The sequence below is a fragment of the Rossellomorea aquimaris genome (genome assembly GCF_020171925.1).
GTDB lineage: Bacteria > Bacillota > Bacilli > Bacillales > Bacillaceae_B > Rossellomorea > Rossellomorea aquimaris_F.
Genome location: NZ_JAIVAR010000006.1, coordinates 36,335 through 54,802, shown reverse-complemented (window position 1 = coordinate 54,802; position 18,468 = coordinate 36,335). Strand labels below are relative to the sequence as shown.

Genomic DNA, 18,468 nt, shown 5'->3' with positions numbered 1-18,468 from the left:
TTTTCGTTCCTCAACAGAAACCAAATGACGTCGGGAGGCAAATCAATTGGGAGAAGTCATTGCTACATATGCTGTTTCAGGAAAAAGTGGGACATTCGAAAAGAAAGCGGAAGGAATCGCACTTGGGTTGACGGTCGGTTCATGGACAGACCTTCCGTTACTGGAAAAGGAGCAGCTCCAGAAGTACAAAGGTAGGGTTGTGAACGTAAAGGAATTGGATGAAGAGGGTAGAGCCGAAATCCAAATCGCTTACCCCTCCTGGAATTACTCTAACGATCTTCCGGCCATCCTGACAACGGTATTCGGTAAATTATCGCTGGATGGTCAAGTGAAACTGAAGGACCTGGAATTTTCCGAGGAGCTGAAAAAAGGGTACCCGGGTCCGCGATTCGGGATTGAAGGAATAAGGGAAAAAGTGAACGTCCATGATCGCCCACTTCTTATGAGCATTTTTAAAGGAGTGATCGGAAGGGATTTGGATTACCTAAAGGATCAACTGAAGGCACAGGCACTTGGCGGTGTCGATTTAGTGAAAGACGATGAGATCCTGTTTGAAAACGAGCTGACTCCTTTTGTGGAAAGGATAAAGGCAGGACGGAAGGTGCTTCGGGAGGTTGAAGAGATAACTGGTAAGCGCACCCTTTATGCTGTGAACATTACGGGTAGGACGAGTGAATTAAAGGAGAAAGCGAGGAGAGCAAAGGAACTAGGAGCAGATGCTTTGTTATTCAACGTTTTTACTTACGGATTGGATATGTTGCAGGAACTGAGGGAGGATGGGGACATCAATCTCCCGATCATGGCACATCCTTCATTCTCCGGGGCAATAGCCGCTTCTCCTATGTTTGGTGTGAGCTACTCTCTGTTACTCGGTAAATTCCTGAGGATGACAGGGGCTGATTTCTCCTTGTTCCCTTCTCCTTATGGAAGTGTTGCATTGGAGAAGGAACAAACGATTAGCATCAAGGAAGAGCTGACAAAGAGTGATCGTTTTAAACAGACATTTCCCGTGCCTTCCGCAGGGATCCATCCGGCACTGGTCCCTCAGCTTTTGAAAGACTTTGGCAGTGATTGTGTGATCAATGCAGGGGGCGGGGTGCATGGTCACCCGGATGGTGCCGAAGGTGGAGGCAAAGCTTTCCTTCAGGCGATTACGGCCACATTGGAAAATACACCCCTGTCTCATGCCGCCGCAGATCATTTTGAACTGCGAAGTGCACTGAGGCTATGGGGAGGAGAGGTCAAGGTCAGTGGGTAAGACAGTGATATTTTGTGATTTTGACGGTACGATCACAGAATCCGACAACATCATCTCCTTAATGAAGGAGTTTGCACCGCCGGAATGGGAGGCAATCAAGGATGGGATCCTTTCTAGGGACATTTCAATTCAGGAGGGGGTCGCGAAATTATTTGCCTTGATCCCCTCTTCCAGGAAAGAAGAGCTCCTTGATTTCTTACAAGAAACCGTGTCCTTCAGGGAAGGGTTTAAAGAATTCATCTCCTATACAAAGGCTCAGCATATCCCCTTGTACATTGTAAGCGGAGGAATGGATTTCTTTGTCTATCCGTTGCTCGAGGAGTATGGTCCTTTTGATGGGATCTACTGTAACGAAACGAACTTTGAGGGTGATGCAATCAAAGTGAACTGGCCACATCCATGCGATGAGGAATGTGAAAACAGGGGATGCGGCTGCTGTAAACCATCCATCATCAGATCGATGAATCTGTCTTCTGACCAAGACATCGTGGTGATTGGGGATTCCGTCACCGATGTTGAAATGACGAGATATGCGAATATGGTCATCGCGAGGGATTATCTATCAGAAAAATGCAGACAGGATTCCATCCCGCATGAAACCTTTGAAACATTTTATGATTGCATAACCATTTTAAAGAAAGGGGGATCTGAATGAAAGAATACGAATCAGAATGGAAAGAGCTTGCTTCCGTGAAGAAGGAATTGGCCGAGCGCGACTGGTTCATGGGCACTAGCGGCAATCTTGCCATCAGGGTCAATCAATCGCCGACCACCTTTCTTGTGACTGCAAGCGGAAAGGATAAGCGTCAACAAACGGCCGAGGATTTTCTTCTCGTAAGTGAAACAGGGGCCCCGTTGGAAGAGACGCATTTACGTCCATCCGCCGAAACCCTGCTTCACTGCAGGATATATGAACAAAGCAATGCCGGGTGCAGCCTTCATGTCCATACTATTGCGAATAATGTAGTAAGTGAATTGTATGGGGATAATGGCGTGATCACATTTCAACATCAGGAATTGATCAAGGCCTTTGATAAATGGGGAGAGGACGACACTCTCGAGATCCCAATCATTCCTAATCATGCCCATATCCCGGATCTGGCAAAAGAATTTTCAACGCATATCAGGGCTGATAAAGGAGTGGTATTGATCCGTAATCATGGAATCACTGTATGGGGGCGTAACGCGTTCGAAGCAAAAAAACTTCTTGAAGCAAGCGAGTTCTTATTTCAGTACCATTTGTCACTTCTTTCGTTAAAACAACAGAAAATACAAGTATGAAGGGGAGGAATTATATATGGCTACAATCAAAATTCAAGGTACAGGGACGATCATCGAGAATCAAGAGGAGGTAGAGGCGTTCTTAGATGAACAACAGGTGATCTATGAGAACTGGGACGTTTCTAAGTTGGATCCAAAGCTCAAGGAGCAGTTTCAATTGACTGCCGAAGAAAAAGAACAGATCATTGAAACATTCAAGGAAGAGATTGAAGATATTTCTGACAGAAGGGGCTATCAGGCATGGGACATCATCTCATTGTCTCCCACTACGCCCAACTTGGAAGAACTGTTGAAAAATTTTCAGCAGGAGCATCATCACACAGATGACGAAGTCCGTTTTATTGTCAGCGGTCATGGTGTATTCATCATTCAAGGCAGGGACGGGAATTTCTTTGAAGTGCACCTAGAACCAGGGGACCTCATTTCCGTGCCTGAACATGTGCGCCACTATTTCACGCTGAGTGATGATAAGCAAGTAGTTGCGGTGCGAATCTTTGTGACACAGGAAGGATGGGTGCCGATCTATTGATTTTGGCGACAAAACAGCTCTTTTTTTGGGGCTGTTTTTTGTTGTGTAGAGAAGTGTGATGGTGAAGAAGGAAGTGAACGGGCGAGGGGGATGACGGTGTGGTGACTGATCATCCAATCCCACTAAAAAGCTTCCACTTTCCGTCTATTTAGAGCTTTAATTTGTCTTTTTTAATTAAAACCCTGTGCTTTTTTACTTGAAGAGCCTATCATCCAGTTGAATGTATGCTAAGGCGTATCCCTCCCAATGTATTTCGATCGATATATTATCAAATACGAGGGGGATATTATCAAAAGAACGGATTTATTATCAAAACCGCACCCTTTATTATCAATAATGAAAATATTTTATCAAAACCAGCTTCGGTCCCCGTTTTCACCAGCCCGATACCCGGCGCCAACTCCATTGTCAGAATCCACGCCCCGATACCACCTCAACAAACCCCAATCAATCAAACAGCTATCCTCCCTGATGAGAATCCCCCACAGCAACGGATTCTTACCACACCCCGTTCTCCTTATCTCAAACCGACTCGACCGTTTCTACACAATCTTTTTTTTAGTAAAGGATCCTGAAGGCCGTACACGTAGTTCGAGAGTATGATGGATTTTGTCGAACGAAAGGACAAAACTAGTTATTTTGTCTTGTTTTGCGAATCTATTTACTTTTCTATCAATAGTTGCGATACTAACTGAGTAACGTTTGAATTGAATCGATTCAACTATGGATGTGATAGGCGCAAACGGTTGTACAATGGCAAATATCAGCGGGGTTCATGTAAAGAGACCAGTTAGATTTTGCAGCCTGATCGAAACAAAACGAAAAGGAGTTCGTATGAAATGGGTCAATATCTTAAAAAGAAATGGTTGCTTGTGAAAATCAGTCAGAAGAGAGCCGAAATGATTTCTCTGGGGGAGAGACTTGGATTGGGCGCGATTGAGACCATCGAGTGCAGTCAGCAATTGGACGAGCTATTGAATCAGTACGAGGATTGCACAAAGCGGGTTAATCCCGTGAATATTCAGGAAGTGCCATATGAGTTTGGGCAAGTCATAAGAAATCTATTAAAGAAGACAGCTTCATAATCAGCATTATCATTTCCTCTTATACCTTTTATTACATACTCCGAAGATTACCGCGAAAATATACACTATCAATTTGTCGTTAGTAACTGTAACTATATCAATGATAAAAAAAATAGATTCATCAAGCCCCTATGATAGTTCATGGGGGTTTTTATATGGCAATGGGAAGGATTGACTTTCTCACTTATTCCTAGTATAATACTTTGAAACTGAGATAATAATGCCGGATAGAATCAAATGTGACCGGCGGCCAGAATGAACCTGTTTCAATGCACATGATGGCTCTATACCAATCAAAGGAATGAAGAATATGCAAGGTAATCAAGATACAAAGCAATCTCTTAAACTGTTTATCGTTCTTTCTCGTGCATTTAAAGCATTGAATGAAGAAATCAACAAAAATATACAAGAGAATGGATTGAATCCGACTGAATTTGCTGTTTTGGAACTTCTTTATCATAAAGGGGATCAGCCTCTTCAGCAAATCGGTGGGAAAATCCTATTGGCCTCAGGAAGCATCACATACGTTGTGGACAAACTAGAGAAAAAAGGCTATTTGAAACGTGTCGCTTGCCCAAATGACCGCCGTGTAACCTACGCTCAAATCACTGGGGAAGGAAGAAGCCTGATTGATGGGATATTCCCCGATCATGAAGCGAGAATCCACGAATTGATGTCCTCGCTTTCAGCACAAGAAAAAAGCGAAAGCATCGAATTGTTGAAAAAGCTTGGCCTTTCCATCAAGGACCTATCATACTGACTAAAAAGAACCCATGTTGGGTTCTTTTTTTAATGAACTCATTTTCTGAAATGACAGGGAAAAGCTATCGACGTGTAGAATAGTTATAGAGGGATTACAGAAAGTAATCGATTGATGACCTCCGTAGATAATCGATAGAGAGGCCGTCTAAAAAAAGAATGAAAAAGGGGAAGAACATATGAAGTTCGAGCAATTTACATACGAAAGACCTGACTTAGGCGTGTTGAAGGAGAATTTCGAGAAAAAACTCTCTGCTTTTAAACAAGCGTCTACATTGGAAGAGCAAGTCAATGCGATGGATAGCATCAATAATCTTCGACTGGATTTCGATACAATGCTGAATATTTGCTATGTTCGGCATACGATCGATACCGAAGATGAGTTCTATAAAGAAGAACAGGATTATATAGATGATATCCTGCCTGAATTTCAGGGGCTCATCTCCGAATATTACAAAGCGCTCCTTGACTCAGAGTTCAGGGGTGAAATGGAGAGCCGTTGGGGAAAACAATTATTTTCACTGGCCGAAAGTGAAATCAAGACCTTTTCCCCTGAAGTAGTGGGACTTCTTCAAGAAGAAAATAAACTTTCCTCTCAATACACAAAGTTAATGGCTTCTGCCAAGATCCAATTTCAAGGTGAAGAAAGGACACTTGCCCAACTGGCACCATTCACTCAATCCATTGACCGGGATACGAGGAAAAAAGCTGCCACGGCTTCTGCTCATTTCTTTGAAGAGAATAAGGAAGAATTGGATCGGATCTTTGATGAGCTTGTCAAAGTTCGACATAAGATTGCCACTCAGTTAGGGTATGAAAATTTTGTGGAATTAGGCTACTATCGCATGACCAGGACAGATTATACACCTGAAATGGTCAAGGTGTTCCGGGAAGGTGTCAAACAATATGTAGTCCCTTTAGTGGAAAAGCTGAAGAAAAGGCAGAGTGAGAGAATCGGGATTGAAAACTTGAAGTTTTACGATGAAGGACTGAAGTTCACTTCCGGGAATGCCGTTCCAAAGGGCGATCCAGCTTACATTATTGAAAATGGGAAGAAAATGTATGAAGAATTATCAGAGGAAACGAAGGAATTCTTTCATTTTATGATCGATGGGAATTTAATGGATCTGGAAGCGAAGAAGGGAAAGGCTGGCGGCGGATATTGCACGTACATCCCTAATTATGAAGCTCCTTTCATCTTTTCAAATTTCAACGGGACATCCGGTGATATCGATGTACTGACCCACGAGGCGGGACACGCTTTTCAAGTATATAGCAGCAGGGGATTCGATATTCCCGAATATCATTGGCCAACTTATGAAGCTTGTGAGATCCATTCCATGAGCATGGAGTTTTTTACTTGGCCATGGATGGAACTGTTCTTTAAAGAAGATACCGACAAGTATAAATTCACGCATTTAAGTGATGGACTCAAATTCTTACCATATGGGGTAGCGGTAGATGAATTCCAACACTTTGTGTATGAGAATCCTGATGCAACACCAGCGGAAAGAAATGCTGCGTGGAGGGAGATTGAAGAAGCCTATCTTCCGGGCAGGGATTACGATGGAATCGAGTATCTCGAAACAGGCGGTTTTTGGCAGCGTCAATCACATATTTATAATTCTCCATTCTATTATATCGATTATACACTTGCTCAGATTTGCGCCTTTCAGTTCTGGGTAAAAATGAATGAAAACCGAGAGGAAGCATGGTCCGATTATGTGGATTTATGTAAATTGGGAGGTAGTCGATCATTTACAGAACTAGTGAAATCCGCTAATCTGGAGTCGCCATTTATTGAAGGCGCAGTCCAAAATGTCATTGAACCGATCGATGACTGGCTAAACGGGATCGATGATAAAAACTTATAAAGAGGCAAGTAAGGCAGCTGGTGAACAGGCTGCCTTTTTCATTTGAATGAGTAGGTAAGTAATTTATTTAATCTCTTCATAATTCCTCTGCTTGTACATAAAGTGAAGTAGAAGAGGTATGAGGTGAGAGGATGAAGAGAATTTCAGGAGCGTTCCAGATCGCTGCTGTGTATGTCGGCACGGTTATTGGTGCAGGATTCGCAACAGGGAGAGAGATTGTTGAGTTTTTCACCCGCTTCGGGTTTATCGGTTTTATCGCTATTCTATTTAGTGGGTATCTGTTCATTACTATGGGAACGAGAATCATGCTTAAGTCCCATGATTTAAAGGCTAAGTCCTTTGAGCAATTCAATGAATACTTGTTTGGAAAAGTGTTTTCTAAATTCATGAATATCATGATGATGGTCATGTTGATAGGAGTTTCTGCCGTCATGTTGTCCGGCGCAGGGGCAGTATTCCAGGAACAGCTCATGCTACCGAAACAGCTTGGTGTCCTCCTCACCATCGTGCTTGGCTTCATCACGATGATGATTGGGATGAAGGGTCTATTCGCGGTCAATACGTTCGTTGTCCCATTGATGATCCTGTTCAATTTATTTTTGATGACTCATTCGATATCGGAAAATGGATTTATGGATGCACTTTTGACAATCCCGCCGGTGGATGATGGCTGGAAATCCGTTGTTGCGCCGTTTTCGTATGTTGCATTCAATCTAGCGATGGCACAAGCAGTACTCGTACCGGTAGCGAGTGAAGTGAAGGATCGGAAAGTGATCAAGTATGGAGGATATTTGGGAGGGTTCTTCTTAACGGTGATCCTTATTTCAAGTCATTTTACGTTAGTCATGATTCCGGATGTGACATTGTACGAAATCCCGATGGCCGTCGTAATGAAATCATTTGCTGCAGGTTTTTACTTCATATATATACTCATCATTTACGGGGAAATTTTCACTTCGGTCATCGGTGGCGTTTTCGGATTGGAGAAGCAATTGGAGGGCTACGTGAAATCGAGTTCCTTGTCAAGATTCTTCGGTATTTTTATCATGATTTACTCGCTGAGCTTTTTTGAATATAGTGAGCTGTTATCATATTTGTACCCTCTTTTTGGTTATTTGAGTTTACTTTTCTTGGTGCTGTTGTGGATGAAACAGGACGGGAAGGATGAGTGAAGCACTGCTTTTTTTCCATTTACGGATCTCGCTGCTTTCTTGTTCTTTAAATTGATTGTGCTATACGATTATTTCTTCGTTTTTTGTTCAAGATAAACATGTAGCTGTAAAAAAGGAGGGGTAATGATGACCAAATCAAAGCACGAAAAAGAAAGGCAGTGGAACGTCCGTAAAGAAGATCAAAAGCCGCATGGAAAGGTAGCTTCCTTCAAGGAGTTAGGGGCGGGGGAAAAGAAGCAATAATGTAAAGAGGGGGTCGGCTTTTGAAGCCGCCCCCCTTTACGTTTTAAGGTCGGTATCGCGAAATGAATCAGAGGTCTTATATTTATCAGGAAAATAAGTATTACGGATTTTATCATGGTCCCAATCAGATAGCTCACAGCTTGAAGCAAGTTTTTCAATATGTGTCATCAGATATTTCATATCAAGGTTCTGCAGACTCTCATAGTCAATCCCTTCAAGGATATAATCTTTGAATGTCCATATGATTTTTTTTACATCTCCCTTGTTATTTTCTGAAATCATACTGAGAGACCTCAGAATTTCCGTCGTAACGGAGATATCCTGCTTTCCATAGTGCCTGAGCTGATAAAAGCTCTTATATAAATAATCATCAAATGATGGCTGTTCCAATATGATGCGCACATGACTTTCAGAGTCGGTTATATAAGAACCGGGCAACCGGTAGCGTGCAAGTTTAGATAGGATGATGCCGATTTCTTCAATGCAATTCTTCGCTGTATTCGGATCATTGATTGCGGGTGAGATGGCTCTTAACGCAATTTCAACCAATTTCCTGATCCCAAGATCGATATCCTCGATGGGCTCTTTATCTGGCCCGAGAATGAGAAAATTGACATATTCTTCTGGTTTGATCTCTTCATTGGCAGACCAGATCGTCATGACGGCCGTGCCTTCCAGAAGATACTCACCAGGCGTCTTTAGCAATCGGACGATGCAACCATCATGTGTCGCCTTTTTCATGAGTCCCTCTATTTCGATATGCTGTAAGTATCCGGAACTATTACTGTATGAATAAACGGGGTTTGTATCATCGAATGATATCGAATGAATTTCCTCTTCAGAATTATTTTCATCTTTATCTCGATAAAGCGGGCTTTCTTCGATCTTTTTATTTGTTTTGATCGTGATGTTATGAATCAAATTGCTTACTTTTACCCAATTTGACACGTGGTGCACGAAATAAACAAACACGAACAGGCAAATGATGGCTACAAGGGCAGCGAATGCCGCAGATATGAACAATTCCTGACCGGACTCGTCCTTCAACAGGATCAGGAGGGTAATGCAATATACGACACCTGATACAAAGATGGCCAATACACGCTGAGTAGGACGGTCATTAATGAAGTTTTGAAGTGTCCGGGGGGAGTACTGCGATAGAAAAGTCGTCAGGACGACCATGATTGTCGAGAAGGTGATGGTGGTCATGGTCATGATGGAAGAGGCGATTGTACTGATGATCATCGTGCTGAGATTGAAGTTGGCGAATAATACTTTCGGAAGGAATGGGTAGTTGTGCTGGCTCAGCCACCAATCAAAAGAAAAGGTAACCAGTGCAACTAGTAAGGAAATGAGTGAGAAAATGACAGGAACGAACCAAAAGCTTTTTTGAGCCTTCTTTAAGATATGGACATTCAGATGCATCGTATGCGAGCCACCTTATCATGAATTATTCTATAAGAATATCCTAAACGAAATAGAAGAAACTATTCATATTCATCATTGAATCGTTCGTCTACTCCAACATGTAAGTCATGAAGGCCGGTGTCCTTCAATCACGTATGATAGAAGATTGTCCACCCGGCCGTTCATAGAGGCATCAATGCCCGATAATCGAATAGTTCTTGTGGTTGACGACTGTTTTTTCTTCTAGTTCGAGGTCTCTGTAATTATCCATATAGGTAAGGTCGACAATGACAGAATTCTCATTTACTTTTTCAACAATCCCTTTCAGTCCATCCTTGAATTCAATAACATCTCCGATTTCCGCTTTTTTCATTAGAAGTCTCTCCTTTTGCCAAAATTCTACAAACGATTACTAATATTTTGACTTAAAGATGAGAAAAGGTAAAGAGTTTTCTAATAATTTAATTAAAAAACAATTGCTTGTAGATTTTCTACAAGCATTTTTTTATTGTTTGATTAAAAAAACGATAATAAATCTGAATTACTCGATAAGCTAATTACTTCAATTGCTTCAATTCATCCTTAAGAAAAGCGGCCCTGGCTTCAATGAATCGAAAAATAAACGATGGCTCCCTATCATACTGGCGAATACCTTTCTTGATATGAGGGTCGTTAAGAACATATGGCCTGAGGCTTTCATGTAACTTCATAACGTTCTCTTTTAAGTACTCTACGGTAAATTTCGTTTCTAAGATGTCCTCTACGATTTCTTTATATTGCCTTCTGAATTCGGGAACGTTCATAAGCTGAGTGGTTAGTTTATTTTTTGCTTTTCCTGTTAAGGGTACGTAATCATAATTCATGACGCCGCCACTGACTTTTCTCCCGAATGTAGCATCATAATCCCAGGGGATGATGGTGAACAGTCCATTTTCTGGATTGCGGTACAACGCGTAGTTATGAGTGAAGCCATCGTTATTCATCGTACAAACAGCCCCTGCGAGCCATTTTAAATAGTTTTCAACATCCAAAAGGTTGGGAAGGCTATCTGAGAGGGAAGCGATTGGAGAGGTATTGATTGTTTTTATGAGCTCAATGAGGTATTGATCATCTTGCTCGTTTCCAACTTTTCTCTGATAACCAGAGACTAACGATTTTTTCTTTTTTCCCTTTCTCATTAAGGAGAAATTCGCATTATTATTTGTGGCATAATAAATAGGGCCTAATGGGAGATTTCGACTCTCTAGGTAAATTTGATCGACCGATTCAAGCTGGAGGTAAAGGCCCAGAGGATTGCCATCTTGAACAAGAAATATATGCTGGCTTTCTGGCGTGTGGATGCCGATATCCCTCATGAAATCTAGGGAAAGTTTGTTCCGAAAGTGGGAAGGGTCATACAACTCAGCATTTAGGTGGATATCTAACTTGTCACCATATGTCCTCGGATTCACAAACTCTACATAATAAGATTTCTTTTCCAATTCCCTTGTATAGGACCCTCTGTAGCAAATATCGATATCATAGGTTTTTTGTTCAATTTTTAAATTGGCAGGTACAGGCAAATCATTCCAAACATCGCTTTCAAGCTCCCTTAAATCATTTTCCTCAAATAATAATTCATATAATGGGAGGGAAGAAGTCATGACCATGATGCTCCTTTCATCATAATGGTAGTCCATTAAAGTAATCTCTAAATAAAAAGTAGAAGAAACAGGAATGTATCTTCTACTTTTTTCTCTTTGGTTCCACTGTTACCTGTTTCTTCTTCTACGTGAACCAGTTGAACTACTTGAGCCAGTAGAACCAGTGGATCTTCTAGAGCTGTAAGAACCAGTAGATCTCCTAGAACCAGTGGATCTTCTAGAGCCAGTAGAACTTGTTGAACCGTAAGACCCTGTGGATCTTCTAGAACCAGTGGATCTTCTAGAACCAGTTGAACTAGATGAACCAGTAGAACTTCTTGAGTGTTTTTTTCTCCTTTTTGGTGGCATATCTTCTCCTCCTTTAAGTTAAGATAGAATATTATATTTGGTACTTGTCATTCTTGACACGTCACTTGTCCTGCTTTTAATCATCTATAAACATTTGGGTTGCAATTAGCAAAAGGGTTGTAGGGATAGCTTCTAATTCCTAAGAAACTTATTCCTAAAGGATGGTTCAGAGTAAATGAATCGTTGATTTAATGGGTCCAAAGCGAGGGTTGGAAGGAAGATACTCGATACTTGTAAGGGAGACTGTTATAATCGTCAAGCTCAAATGCTTGTAGTTTTTCTTCAGTGAAATAAAATGATAGTAGAGAATGATTAAGGAGTGGTATTGATGGAAGAAAAGGACATTCTGCAAATGATTGAGTCCTTAAGGAATAATGAAGTGGAAGAAATTCGAGTCGGGAAAGATGATTTCCTGTCATTCAGGTCAGTGCTCGTAAAGCAGTCAGATTTCAAGCATTTCCGTGGCATTGCTGAACATGGGGGGAATATCCGTTATCGATATTTGGAAACGGCCAGGAGCTGAAATTGCTCCCCATGAAAACAATTTGTCATCTTTTTGCTGAATAGCCAAGAATGATAAGCACAGGCATTCATTACCTGATGATATTCCCCTTTTCTCTTGTTATCGTAAAACATGAAGGATGAAAAAAGGGGAGAGTAAAATGAGGAAATACTTAAAATCTGGTTTAGCCGCAATAGGCATGTTCGTATTTTGCACAACTGCGGCTGGGGCAGAAGGTGTGCATACAGTGAAACAAGGAGAAACGTTATGGCAAATCAGTACGAATAATGCTGTATCGGTCCTTGAATTAATGGAGAAAAATGATTTGAAGACAAGTGAGATCAGACCTGGCCAGTCTTTGGCACTTCCTGAAGCTGATCTATCCGTAAAGGACAGGGAACTACTCGCAAGGCTTGTCCATGCAGAGGCGAAAGGTGAACCTTACGCTGGGAAGGTAGCCGTTGCAACCGTTGTCCTCAATAGAGTGGATTCAAATGATTTCCCTGACACTCTTAAAGATGTAATTTATCAGGTAGCGAACGGACATTATGCATTTTCACCCGTGCAAAATGGACAAATTTATAACACCCCTTCCGACGAATCACGGAAGGCTGTAAATGAAGCACTTGCATTCAAGGGGCAGGGAAAAGGTTCCCTATTCTTCTATAACCCTGAAACATCTAGTAGCTCATGGATCACATCAAGGGATGCTACTTTAACAATCGGAAACCATGTGTTTGCAAAATAAAGACAGCTGCTCTGCTTGAGCCAAAAAGATCAATTCTCTATTCCTCCTGTATTTCCAGGAGGGAGTGGATTGATCTTTTTTTGTTCGACATGCATCCGTTCTCATACCCCATATCACTGTTTCGATTCATTCATATGGGGTATTCTATTATTGTTTGGAAGGAGTGAGGAAAAATGACGAAACGCAACGTGGTTATTACCGGGGGAGCAAAAGGAATTGGAAAATCCCTGGTGGAACATTTTGCTTCCATGGGTGAGTTTGTCCATTTCTTTGATAACGATCGTGAAAGTGGAAAAGAAATTGAAAAACAATTGCTGGGAAGTGGACACGAAGTCGAGTTCCATGAAGTCGACGTTTCTTCGCATGCAGAGGTTAAAAAAGGGTTTGATGCAATCAGGAAAAAGCATGATGCCTTGGATGTCTTGATCAACAACGCAGGAATCTCTAAATTCATGTCATTTTGGGAGATGTCCCCTGGGGACTGGAATTCGATCATCGCCGTGAACTTAAACAGTATGTTTTATTGCACACGGGAAGCGGCAGAGATGATGAAGGAAGAGGGAGGCTCCATCATCAACATGGCTTCTACAAGGGCTTTGATGTCGGAAGCCAATACAGAAGCATATTCTGCTTCAAAAGGTGGGATTGCAAGTCTGACCCACTCCCTCGCCATCACATTGGCGGAATATCGCATCAGGGTCAATTCGGTCAGTCCAGGTTGGATTGAAACGGAAGATTACGATTCCTTGAGAAAAGTTGATCACAGTCAGCACCCTTCACAGCGGGTGGGGAAGCCTGAAGATATAGCGAGGGCTTGCCTCTTCTTATCAGACCCTCAAAACGACTTCATCACAGGTGAAAACCTCGTGGTGGATGGAGGCATGACAAGGAAAATGATCTACGAGCACTAAAATGGCATCTTGAAAAGGAAGCCCTATTACAAAGAAAAAGCCGGACCTGAGAAAGGTTCGGCTTTTTCAATTTATAATTTTTTGCGTGAATTAACAAACTGCTTCAGTTCGTTTATGACGATCTGTTTCGTTTTTTGATCTTCCAATGCTTCAATCCCATACACGTATTGATTGATTTCCCTTCTTTTCCAGACGGGTATTCCTAGTACGGAAAATGTTGTTCCATTTAAATTCAATTGAAGCTCCAGGAGGTATTTCCTTTCTTGGATCGGCAAATCAAGTGTTGTTTTGATCCTTGCACCATTGGGGCTCAAGTTTAGGACGAGGGCATCTGATTGCTTTGTTTCGACCATGGCGCCCTCTTTCTCGATGATGAGCTTATAAGTGGCAAGTTCGGGCTCCTGGAATGTGTAGCGAAATGATTCATGTCGTTTATATTGCACATCTATCACCCATTTAATGTAATATACTCCTATCATACCCCATGAACAAAATAACTTACAAGAATAATTGGATGGTAGAATTTCATTTTGTGAATATTTGCTAAATTTTTACTATTTAATTATAATGAAAGGACAGAAAATGGAAAGGGGATTCATATGACTCATTTAACAGAAATAAAAAGAGAAATGAACAAGGTGTTGGTGGGGAAAGACCACGAAATAGATTTATTATTGATTGCTTTACTCCAAGAGGGACATGTGTTGTTGGAAAGTGTCCCGGGTACTGGTAAGACATTGCTGGCCAAGACATTCTCACAATGCATCGAGGGGGCGTTCAAACGGATCCAATTCACACCTGATGTCCTTCCGAGTGATGTGACAGGAATCCAATTCTTCAATCCCAAAACCCAGGAATTTGAGCTGAGGACCGGACCGGTCGTTGCCAATGTACTGCTCGCAGACGAAATCAATCGGGCGACACCACGTACACAAGCCAGTCTACTTGAAGTAATGGAAGAAAAACAGATTACGATTGATGGTGAAACTGTCCCGTTGATGCCGCCTTTTATCGTAATCGCAACGCAGAACCCTATTGAATCTCAGCAAGGGACGTTTCCGCTTCCAGCCGCACAGCTCGACCGATTCTTACTGAAAATCCCTTTTACATATCCTGAATTTGAAGAAGAAAGAATGATCCTTAGCCGTTTCAAGGCGAGTCAGCCGTTAAATGATGTAAATGCCATCATCAACCTTTCAGAGGTCCAAGCTTTATCAGCATCGGTGAAGGAAGTGCATGTTTCATCTGATATAGAGTCTTACATCCTTCACATGACGAGGGGGACGAGAAATCATGAATCAATTGAAGTTGGTGCGAGTCCCCGTGCCAGTTTGGCACTCCTGAAAGCCTCCCAAGGAAAGGCATTCATCGAAGGCAGGGATTTCGTCCGGCCGGAGGATGTGTTGCTGGTTGCTCCATATGTCCTGCAACACAGGATCCAGTTGACCGCGGAAGCCTCATTGACGAAGTCAGAGGAAGAAGTAATCCGGAGCTTGATAGAATCAATCGGAATTCCTGTTGAAACGAGGTAATCGAATTGATCTGGAAACGAGAAGTGGTTGATGAACAGTACAACTACATAAGTGAAATTCTTTTGATCATTTTAGCGTTCGCATGCCTGTTTTTTGAATTTTACTCAGGGCTTGCGGTGTTTCTGCTTTGTTTATTCTATTTCAGAAGCCACAAATGGTACATAGAGACCGTGGGGAAAGGCTTGAAGCTCGATCAGTCCCCGAAACGAGTGAGGATCCATTGTGAAGAAAATGGGAGCTGGGATCTTCATCTTGTCAATGAAGGATTGCCGATTTGGGGAGCTGTCATTAAGCTTACCTTCAAAGACATCGTAGAACCGGTTAACCATCCATATGAAGTTTACCATGGCGGAAATGTGGAAGTGTCGATTCCATTTTCCCTGGGTAAAGGGGAAGGCGGAAACCTTTCGCTGCCTGTCGTTGGTAAAAGGAGGGGATTGTGCCGCCTGACGAAGGTTCAAGTCGTCATCCCCCATCTATTCGGGAGTGGTAAGGTGCTGATGGATTTGACCGAACCGGTGAAATCAACCATGATGGTATTCCCATCCCCGGAACCGGTCGTATTATCCGACCACCAGGATTCATATGAAATCGGTGAAGTCCCTACCCGCCATTCACTCTTTTATGATGTCTTCCAGCCAGTCGGTACAAGGGAGTATGTACCTGGTGACAGATTCCAGGACATTCACTGGAAAGCGTCTGCAAGGACCCAGTCTTTACAGACAAAAGTCTTCGCTCCTGCTGTAAAGAAAGAGTGGATGATCGTTGTCAACTTATCTGAAAAGTATTCCATTACGAGGGATTTGGAATCCATCATCCGGCATACAGCGTATTTGATGCATCTTGCTGTAAAAGAAAATATCTCTTTTTCACTTGTGCTGAATATAAGAAGTCTAGGGGTGACCCCTTTTTATTACTTGCCGTCCGGTACAGGGAGGAAGCATCAGCAAAAAGCCCTTGAGATCCTGTCCACTTTATCGACCGATGATACAACGATCCCGTTCCACATCGTCCTTCAGCATCTTTCGATCAGAGGTAGCATTCCTTCTGTCATCATCGTTGCCGGGATCCTTTTGGAAAAGGATGAAGAAAGGCTTAGAAAGATCGAAGGCAAGCAAAGGAACGTATTGTTCATGCAATCAGAAGCTAAACAAGGAGTCGTCTCACTATGGAATCAAAAATCCAAAATACCTTCCTGACAAACCAACAACGGTTACTATTGTTGAAAATGGGTTTATACCTTGGGATCGACATCTTATATGCGGTTCTTTTTGCTAGCTTCCTAATGGCAAACGATACAATCATCTCAGGATATTTACCGTTCATATCCATTAGCTTCATTTCACTATTTGGAATTCTTGCGATATGGATTAGGAAAGGGCATGCCAACACGTTTATGCTCTATGGGGCATTATTGCTCCTGCTGGCAGCTGGGATTTTTCTTTTCAGCCTTCCGATTTGGTTCATCACACTCATGCTCATCTACCTTCATTGGAGGATCTCTTCCTATTTTCAAACGAAGGATGTGCAGATCGAAGTAGCAAGCAGTACGGTAACCTTGTTTTTGAGTCTTTCTGCATTATCGTTTGTAATCGGAAATGCACGTGATTTAGAGAATAAAATGTTGATCATCTTCCTGGTCATCCTATTGTTTACGCTCATTGCAGCTGTCACCAGTGTCCAGAGGATGTTGAACGGAGCAAAAGGAAGCGGTGACAATAGGAATAAACAATTGAAGAAACCTTTTGTCATCATTCTCTTCGTCATCTTGGCGGGGGTCGTCCTTTCGTATACAAGCACATTTATCAGAACCGTGATTTACTGGGTACTTTCAAAGGTTTTCTGGCTGTTTTCTTTTCTAGTCGATCCCATTTACGGGTTCCTGGTGAAGGTAAGGGATTGGTTGTTAAGCAGAGTATCGAGGGACACCCTTTCAGGCATGGGGTTGAAATTTAACGAAAACGTCGAGCAAGTACAACAGCAAGCCACGAGTGACGGAATGTCTTGGGCTTGGTTCAATGAAGTCCTGATGATTTTATTCGTCATCGCAATCATTATCTATTTCTTGAAGAAAAGAAAAGTGCCTTATGAGGAATCGACTGGAGAAGTGATTCCGGTCATTATGAATAAGTTCACTTCAATCTCTAAGAAGGTAGAAAAAGAATTTAACGGCGGAACTTACACTGATGCGGAAAATGCAATTAGACACGCCGTTAAAGAACTTGAAAGCGCTGCTTCGACTGTAGGCAAAGGTAGGGAAAACAACGAAAATATCCGTGCTTGGTTTGCTAGATTAGGAATCCTTGAAGATGAATCCTTCTTTACTTTATATGAATCAGTAAGGTATGGGACACGCATCCCTGAGAAACTTGCTGTCGAGAATTTTACACACAGCATCGAGAAACATATTTCTTATATAAAAGAAGACAACGGCGAGTAAATGACTCAAAAAAACTGGTGCATGCAGAAAAATGAACGTTCTGCCGCATCGGTTTTTTTATTTCTTTTATCCTTGGGAATGATAACACTTATAGGAATGGAGGGAAGAGCACTTTATGCTGTTTGAACTTAATGGTCTCATCTATAAAAATATTTTGAAGATAAAGGAGATGAAGATTGAAGAGAACAAGACCACCTGCATCATCGGTGAAAGTGGGGCAGGGAAATCAACACTATTGAAGTTGCTTAATAAAATATACATACCCGACGATGGGTCCATATTGTTTAAAGGGGAACCGATAAAGGATATGGATCCCATACAATTGAGGAGAAGAGCAGTGATGATCTCCCAGGCACCCCTGCTTTTTGGAGAAACCGTCGAAGACAACCTGCAAAGTGGGTTATGTTTTTCCGAAAAACAAAAAGCGGGTGAAGACGAGTTGGAAAGGGTATTGAAAATAGTGCAGCTCGAGAAAGATCTAAATAAGAGGGCAGAGGAGTTATCTGGGGGTGAGAGGCAACGCTTATCACTGGGAAGGGTCTTATTGATGAAACCTGAAGTGTATTTACTGGATGAGCCTACCTCTGCATTGGATGAAGAAACGGAATTGGCTGTGATGAAAGGGTTTATCTCTGCAGCAGAGAATCACAATGGCACGGTCGTCATGGTCACCCATTCCATGAATGTAGCCGAACAGTACGGGGAAGACCTAATAAGGATAAAAAATGATTAGGTG

Annotated in this window: 20 protein-coding genes and 1 pseudogene; 17 read left to right on the top strand and 4 right to left on the bottom strand. The window is 42.1% G+C overall.

Translation table 11 applies throughout. The features are described 5' to 3' along the window. Nucleotides 1-24 precede the first annotated feature (24 nt). The 10 genes and pseudogenes from LCM10_RS20895 to LCM10_RS16805 all read left to right on the top strand — a co-directional run. A pseudogene (locus LCM10_RS20895) lies at nucleotides 25-90 on the top strand (hypothetical protein); the annotation flags it as partial. After that, the gene (locus LCM10_RS16845) at nucleotides 59-1,258 is read left to right on the top strand and encodes a 2,3-diketo-5-methylthiopentyl-1-phosphate enolase (RefSeq protein WP_412103416.1); all 1,200 of its coding nucleotides are present in this window, start codon (nucleotides 59-61) and stop codon (nucleotides 1,256-1,258) included. The pseudogene LCM10_RS20895 and the gene LCM10_RS16845, both read left to right, overlap by 32 nt. Continuing rightward, nucleotides 1,251-1,913: a 2-hydroxy-3-keto-5-methylthiopentenyl-1-phosphate phosphatase gene (locus LCM10_RS16840; RefSeq protein ID WP_224877450.1), complete on the top strand. Its 663-nt coding sequence runs from the start codon at nucleotides 1,251-1,253 to the stop codon at nucleotides 1,911-1,913. Before LCM10_RS16845 ends, LCM10_RS16840 begins: the two co-directional genes overlap by 8 nt. Continuing rightward, a complete protein-coding gene (locus tag LCM10_RS16835; RefSeq protein ID WP_224877449.1) occupies nucleotides 1,910-2,539 on the top strand; it encodes a methylthioribulose 1-phosphate dehydratase in 630 nt (209 codons plus the stop codon). Before LCM10_RS16840 ends, LCM10_RS16835 begins: the two co-directional genes overlap by 4 nt. A 16-nt stretch (nucleotides 2,540-2,555) precedes the next feature. After that, nucleotides 2,556-3,068: a 1,2-dihydroxy-3-keto-5-methylthiopentene dioxygenase gene (locus LCM10_RS16830; RefSeq protein ID WP_224877448.1), complete on the top strand. Its 513-nt coding sequence runs from the start codon at nucleotides 2,556-2,558 to the stop codon at nucleotides 3,066-3,068. An 839-nt stretch (nucleotides 3,069-3,907) separates the two neighbouring features. Next, on the top strand, nucleotides 3,908-4,153 hold the full coding sequence (locus tag LCM10_RS16825; RefSeq protein WP_224877447.1) for an aspartyl-phosphate phosphatase Spo0E family protein: 246 nt from the start codon (nucleotides 3,908-3,910) through the stop codon (nucleotides 4,151-4,153). A 310-nt stretch (nucleotides 4,154-4,463) separates the two neighbouring features. Next, nucleotides 4,464-4,913: a MarR family transcriptional regulator gene (locus tag LCM10_RS16820; protein WP_224877446.1), complete on the top strand. Its 450-nt coding sequence runs from the start codon at nucleotides 4,464-4,466 to the stop codon at nucleotides 4,911-4,913. A 178-nt stretch (nucleotides 4,914-5,091) separates the two neighbouring features. Beyond that, the gene (locus LCM10_RS16815; protein ID WP_224877445.1) at nucleotides 5,092-6,786 is read left to right on the top strand and encodes a M3 family oligoendopeptidase; all 1,695 of its coding nucleotides are present in this window, start codon (nucleotides 5,092-5,094) and stop codon (nucleotides 6,784-6,786) included. A 131-nt stretch (nucleotides 6,787-6,917) separates the two neighbouring features. Beyond that, a complete protein-coding gene (locus LCM10_RS16810) occupies nucleotides 6,918-7,958 on the top strand; it encodes a hypothetical protein (protein ID WP_224877444.1) in 1,041 nt (346 codons plus the stop codon). A 123-nt stretch (nucleotides 7,959-8,081) separates the two neighbouring features. Next, a complete protein-coding gene (locus LCM10_RS16805; RefSeq protein WP_412103414.1) occupies nucleotides 8,082-8,201 on the top strand; it encodes a DUF6254 family protein in 120 nt (39 codons plus the stop codon). A 36-nt stretch (nucleotides 8,202-8,237) separates the two neighbouring features. Here LCM10_RS16805 and LCM10_RS16800 read toward each other — a convergent pair whose 3' ends face one another. From LCM10_RS16800 to LCM10_RS16790, 3 genes are all read right to left on the bottom strand, one after another. Next, nucleotides 8,238-9,626 (bottom strand): DUF2254 domain-containing protein, encoded by a 1,389-nt coding sequence (locus LCM10_RS16800; protein ID WP_224877443.1) that lies wholly within the window; start codon nucleotides 9,624-9,626, stop codon nucleotides 8,238-8,240. Nucleotides 9,627-9,801: 175 nt separating this feature from the next. Then, nucleotides 9,802-9,981 carry a YkvS family protein gene (locus LCM10_RS16795; RefSeq protein WP_224877442.1) on the bottom strand — a complete coding sequence of 60 codons (180 nt, stop codon included), beginning with the start codon at nucleotides 9,979-9,981 and terminating at the stop codon, nucleotides 9,802-9,804. Between the two features lie 184 nt (nucleotides 9,982-10,165). Beyond that, nucleotides 10,166-11,287 (bottom strand): CotH kinase family protein, encoded by a 1,122-nt coding sequence (locus LCM10_RS16790; RefSeq protein ID WP_224877441.1) that lies wholly within the window; start codon nucleotides 11,285-11,287, stop codon nucleotides 10,166-10,168. A gap of 640 nt (nucleotides 11,288-11,927) precedes the next feature. Here LCM10_RS16790 and LCM10_RS16785 point away from each other — a divergent pair. The 3 genes from LCM10_RS16785 (at nucleotide 11,928) to LCM10_RS16775 (ending at nucleotide 13,760) form a co-directional block, all read left to right on the top strand. Further along, nucleotides 11,928-12,122 carry a hypothetical protein gene (locus LCM10_RS16785; protein ID WP_224877440.1) on the top strand — a complete coding sequence of 65 codons (195 nt, stop codon included), beginning with the start codon at nucleotides 11,928-11,930 and terminating at the stop codon, nucleotides 12,120-12,122. Between the two features lie 139 nt (nucleotides 12,123-12,261). Further along, complete coding sequence (locus LCM10_RS16780; RefSeq protein WP_224877439.1) at nucleotides 12,262-12,849, top strand: cell wall hydrolase; 588 nt, start codon at nucleotides 12,262-12,264, stop codon at nucleotides 12,847-12,849. A 173-nt stretch (nucleotides 12,850-13,022) separates the two neighbouring features. Then, nucleotides 13,023-13,760 carry an SDR family NAD(P)-dependent oxidoreductase gene (locus LCM10_RS16775; RefSeq protein WP_224877438.1) on the top strand — a complete coding sequence of 246 codons (738 nt, stop codon included), beginning with the start codon at nucleotides 13,023-13,025 and terminating at the stop codon, nucleotides 13,758-13,760. A gap of 71 nt (nucleotides 13,761-13,831) precedes the next feature. Here LCM10_RS16775 and LCM10_RS16770 read toward each other — a convergent pair whose 3' ends face one another. After that, nucleotides 13,832-14,203 carry a PilZ domain-containing protein gene (locus LCM10_RS16770; RefSeq protein WP_224877437.1) on the bottom strand — a complete coding sequence of 124 codons (372 nt, stop codon included), beginning with the start codon at nucleotides 14,201-14,203 and terminating at the stop codon, nucleotides 13,832-13,834. A gap of 156 nt (nucleotides 14,204-14,359) precedes the next feature. Here LCM10_RS16770 and LCM10_RS16765 point away from each other — a divergent pair, with 156 nt between their 5' ends. From LCM10_RS16765 to LCM10_RS16750, 4 genes are all read left to right on the top strand, one after another. Further along, complete coding sequence (locus tag LCM10_RS16765; protein WP_224877436.1) at nucleotides 14,360-15,292, top strand: AAA family ATPase; 933 nt, start codon at nucleotides 14,360-14,362, stop codon at nucleotides 15,290-15,292. Nucleotides 15,293-15,297: 5 nt separating this feature from the next. Continuing rightward, a complete protein-coding gene (locus LCM10_RS16760) occupies nucleotides 15,298-16,491 on the top strand; it encodes a DUF58 domain-containing protein (protein ID WP_224877435.1) in 1,194 nt (397 codons plus the stop codon). Then, complete coding sequence (locus LCM10_RS16755; RefSeq protein ID WP_224877434.1) at nucleotides 16,461-17,732, top strand: hypothetical protein; 1,272 nt, start codon at nucleotides 16,461-16,463, stop codon at nucleotides 17,730-17,732. The genes LCM10_RS16760 and LCM10_RS16755 overlap by 31 nt, the downstream gene beginning before the upstream one ends. 115 nt (nucleotides 17,733-17,847) lie before the next feature. Continuing rightward, a complete protein-coding gene (locus LCM10_RS16750; protein ID WP_224877433.1) occupies nucleotides 17,848-18,465 on the top strand; it encodes an ATP-binding cassette domain-containing protein in 618 nt (205 codons plus the stop codon). The last annotated feature ends 3 nt before the right edge of the window (nucleotides 18,466-18,468 follow it).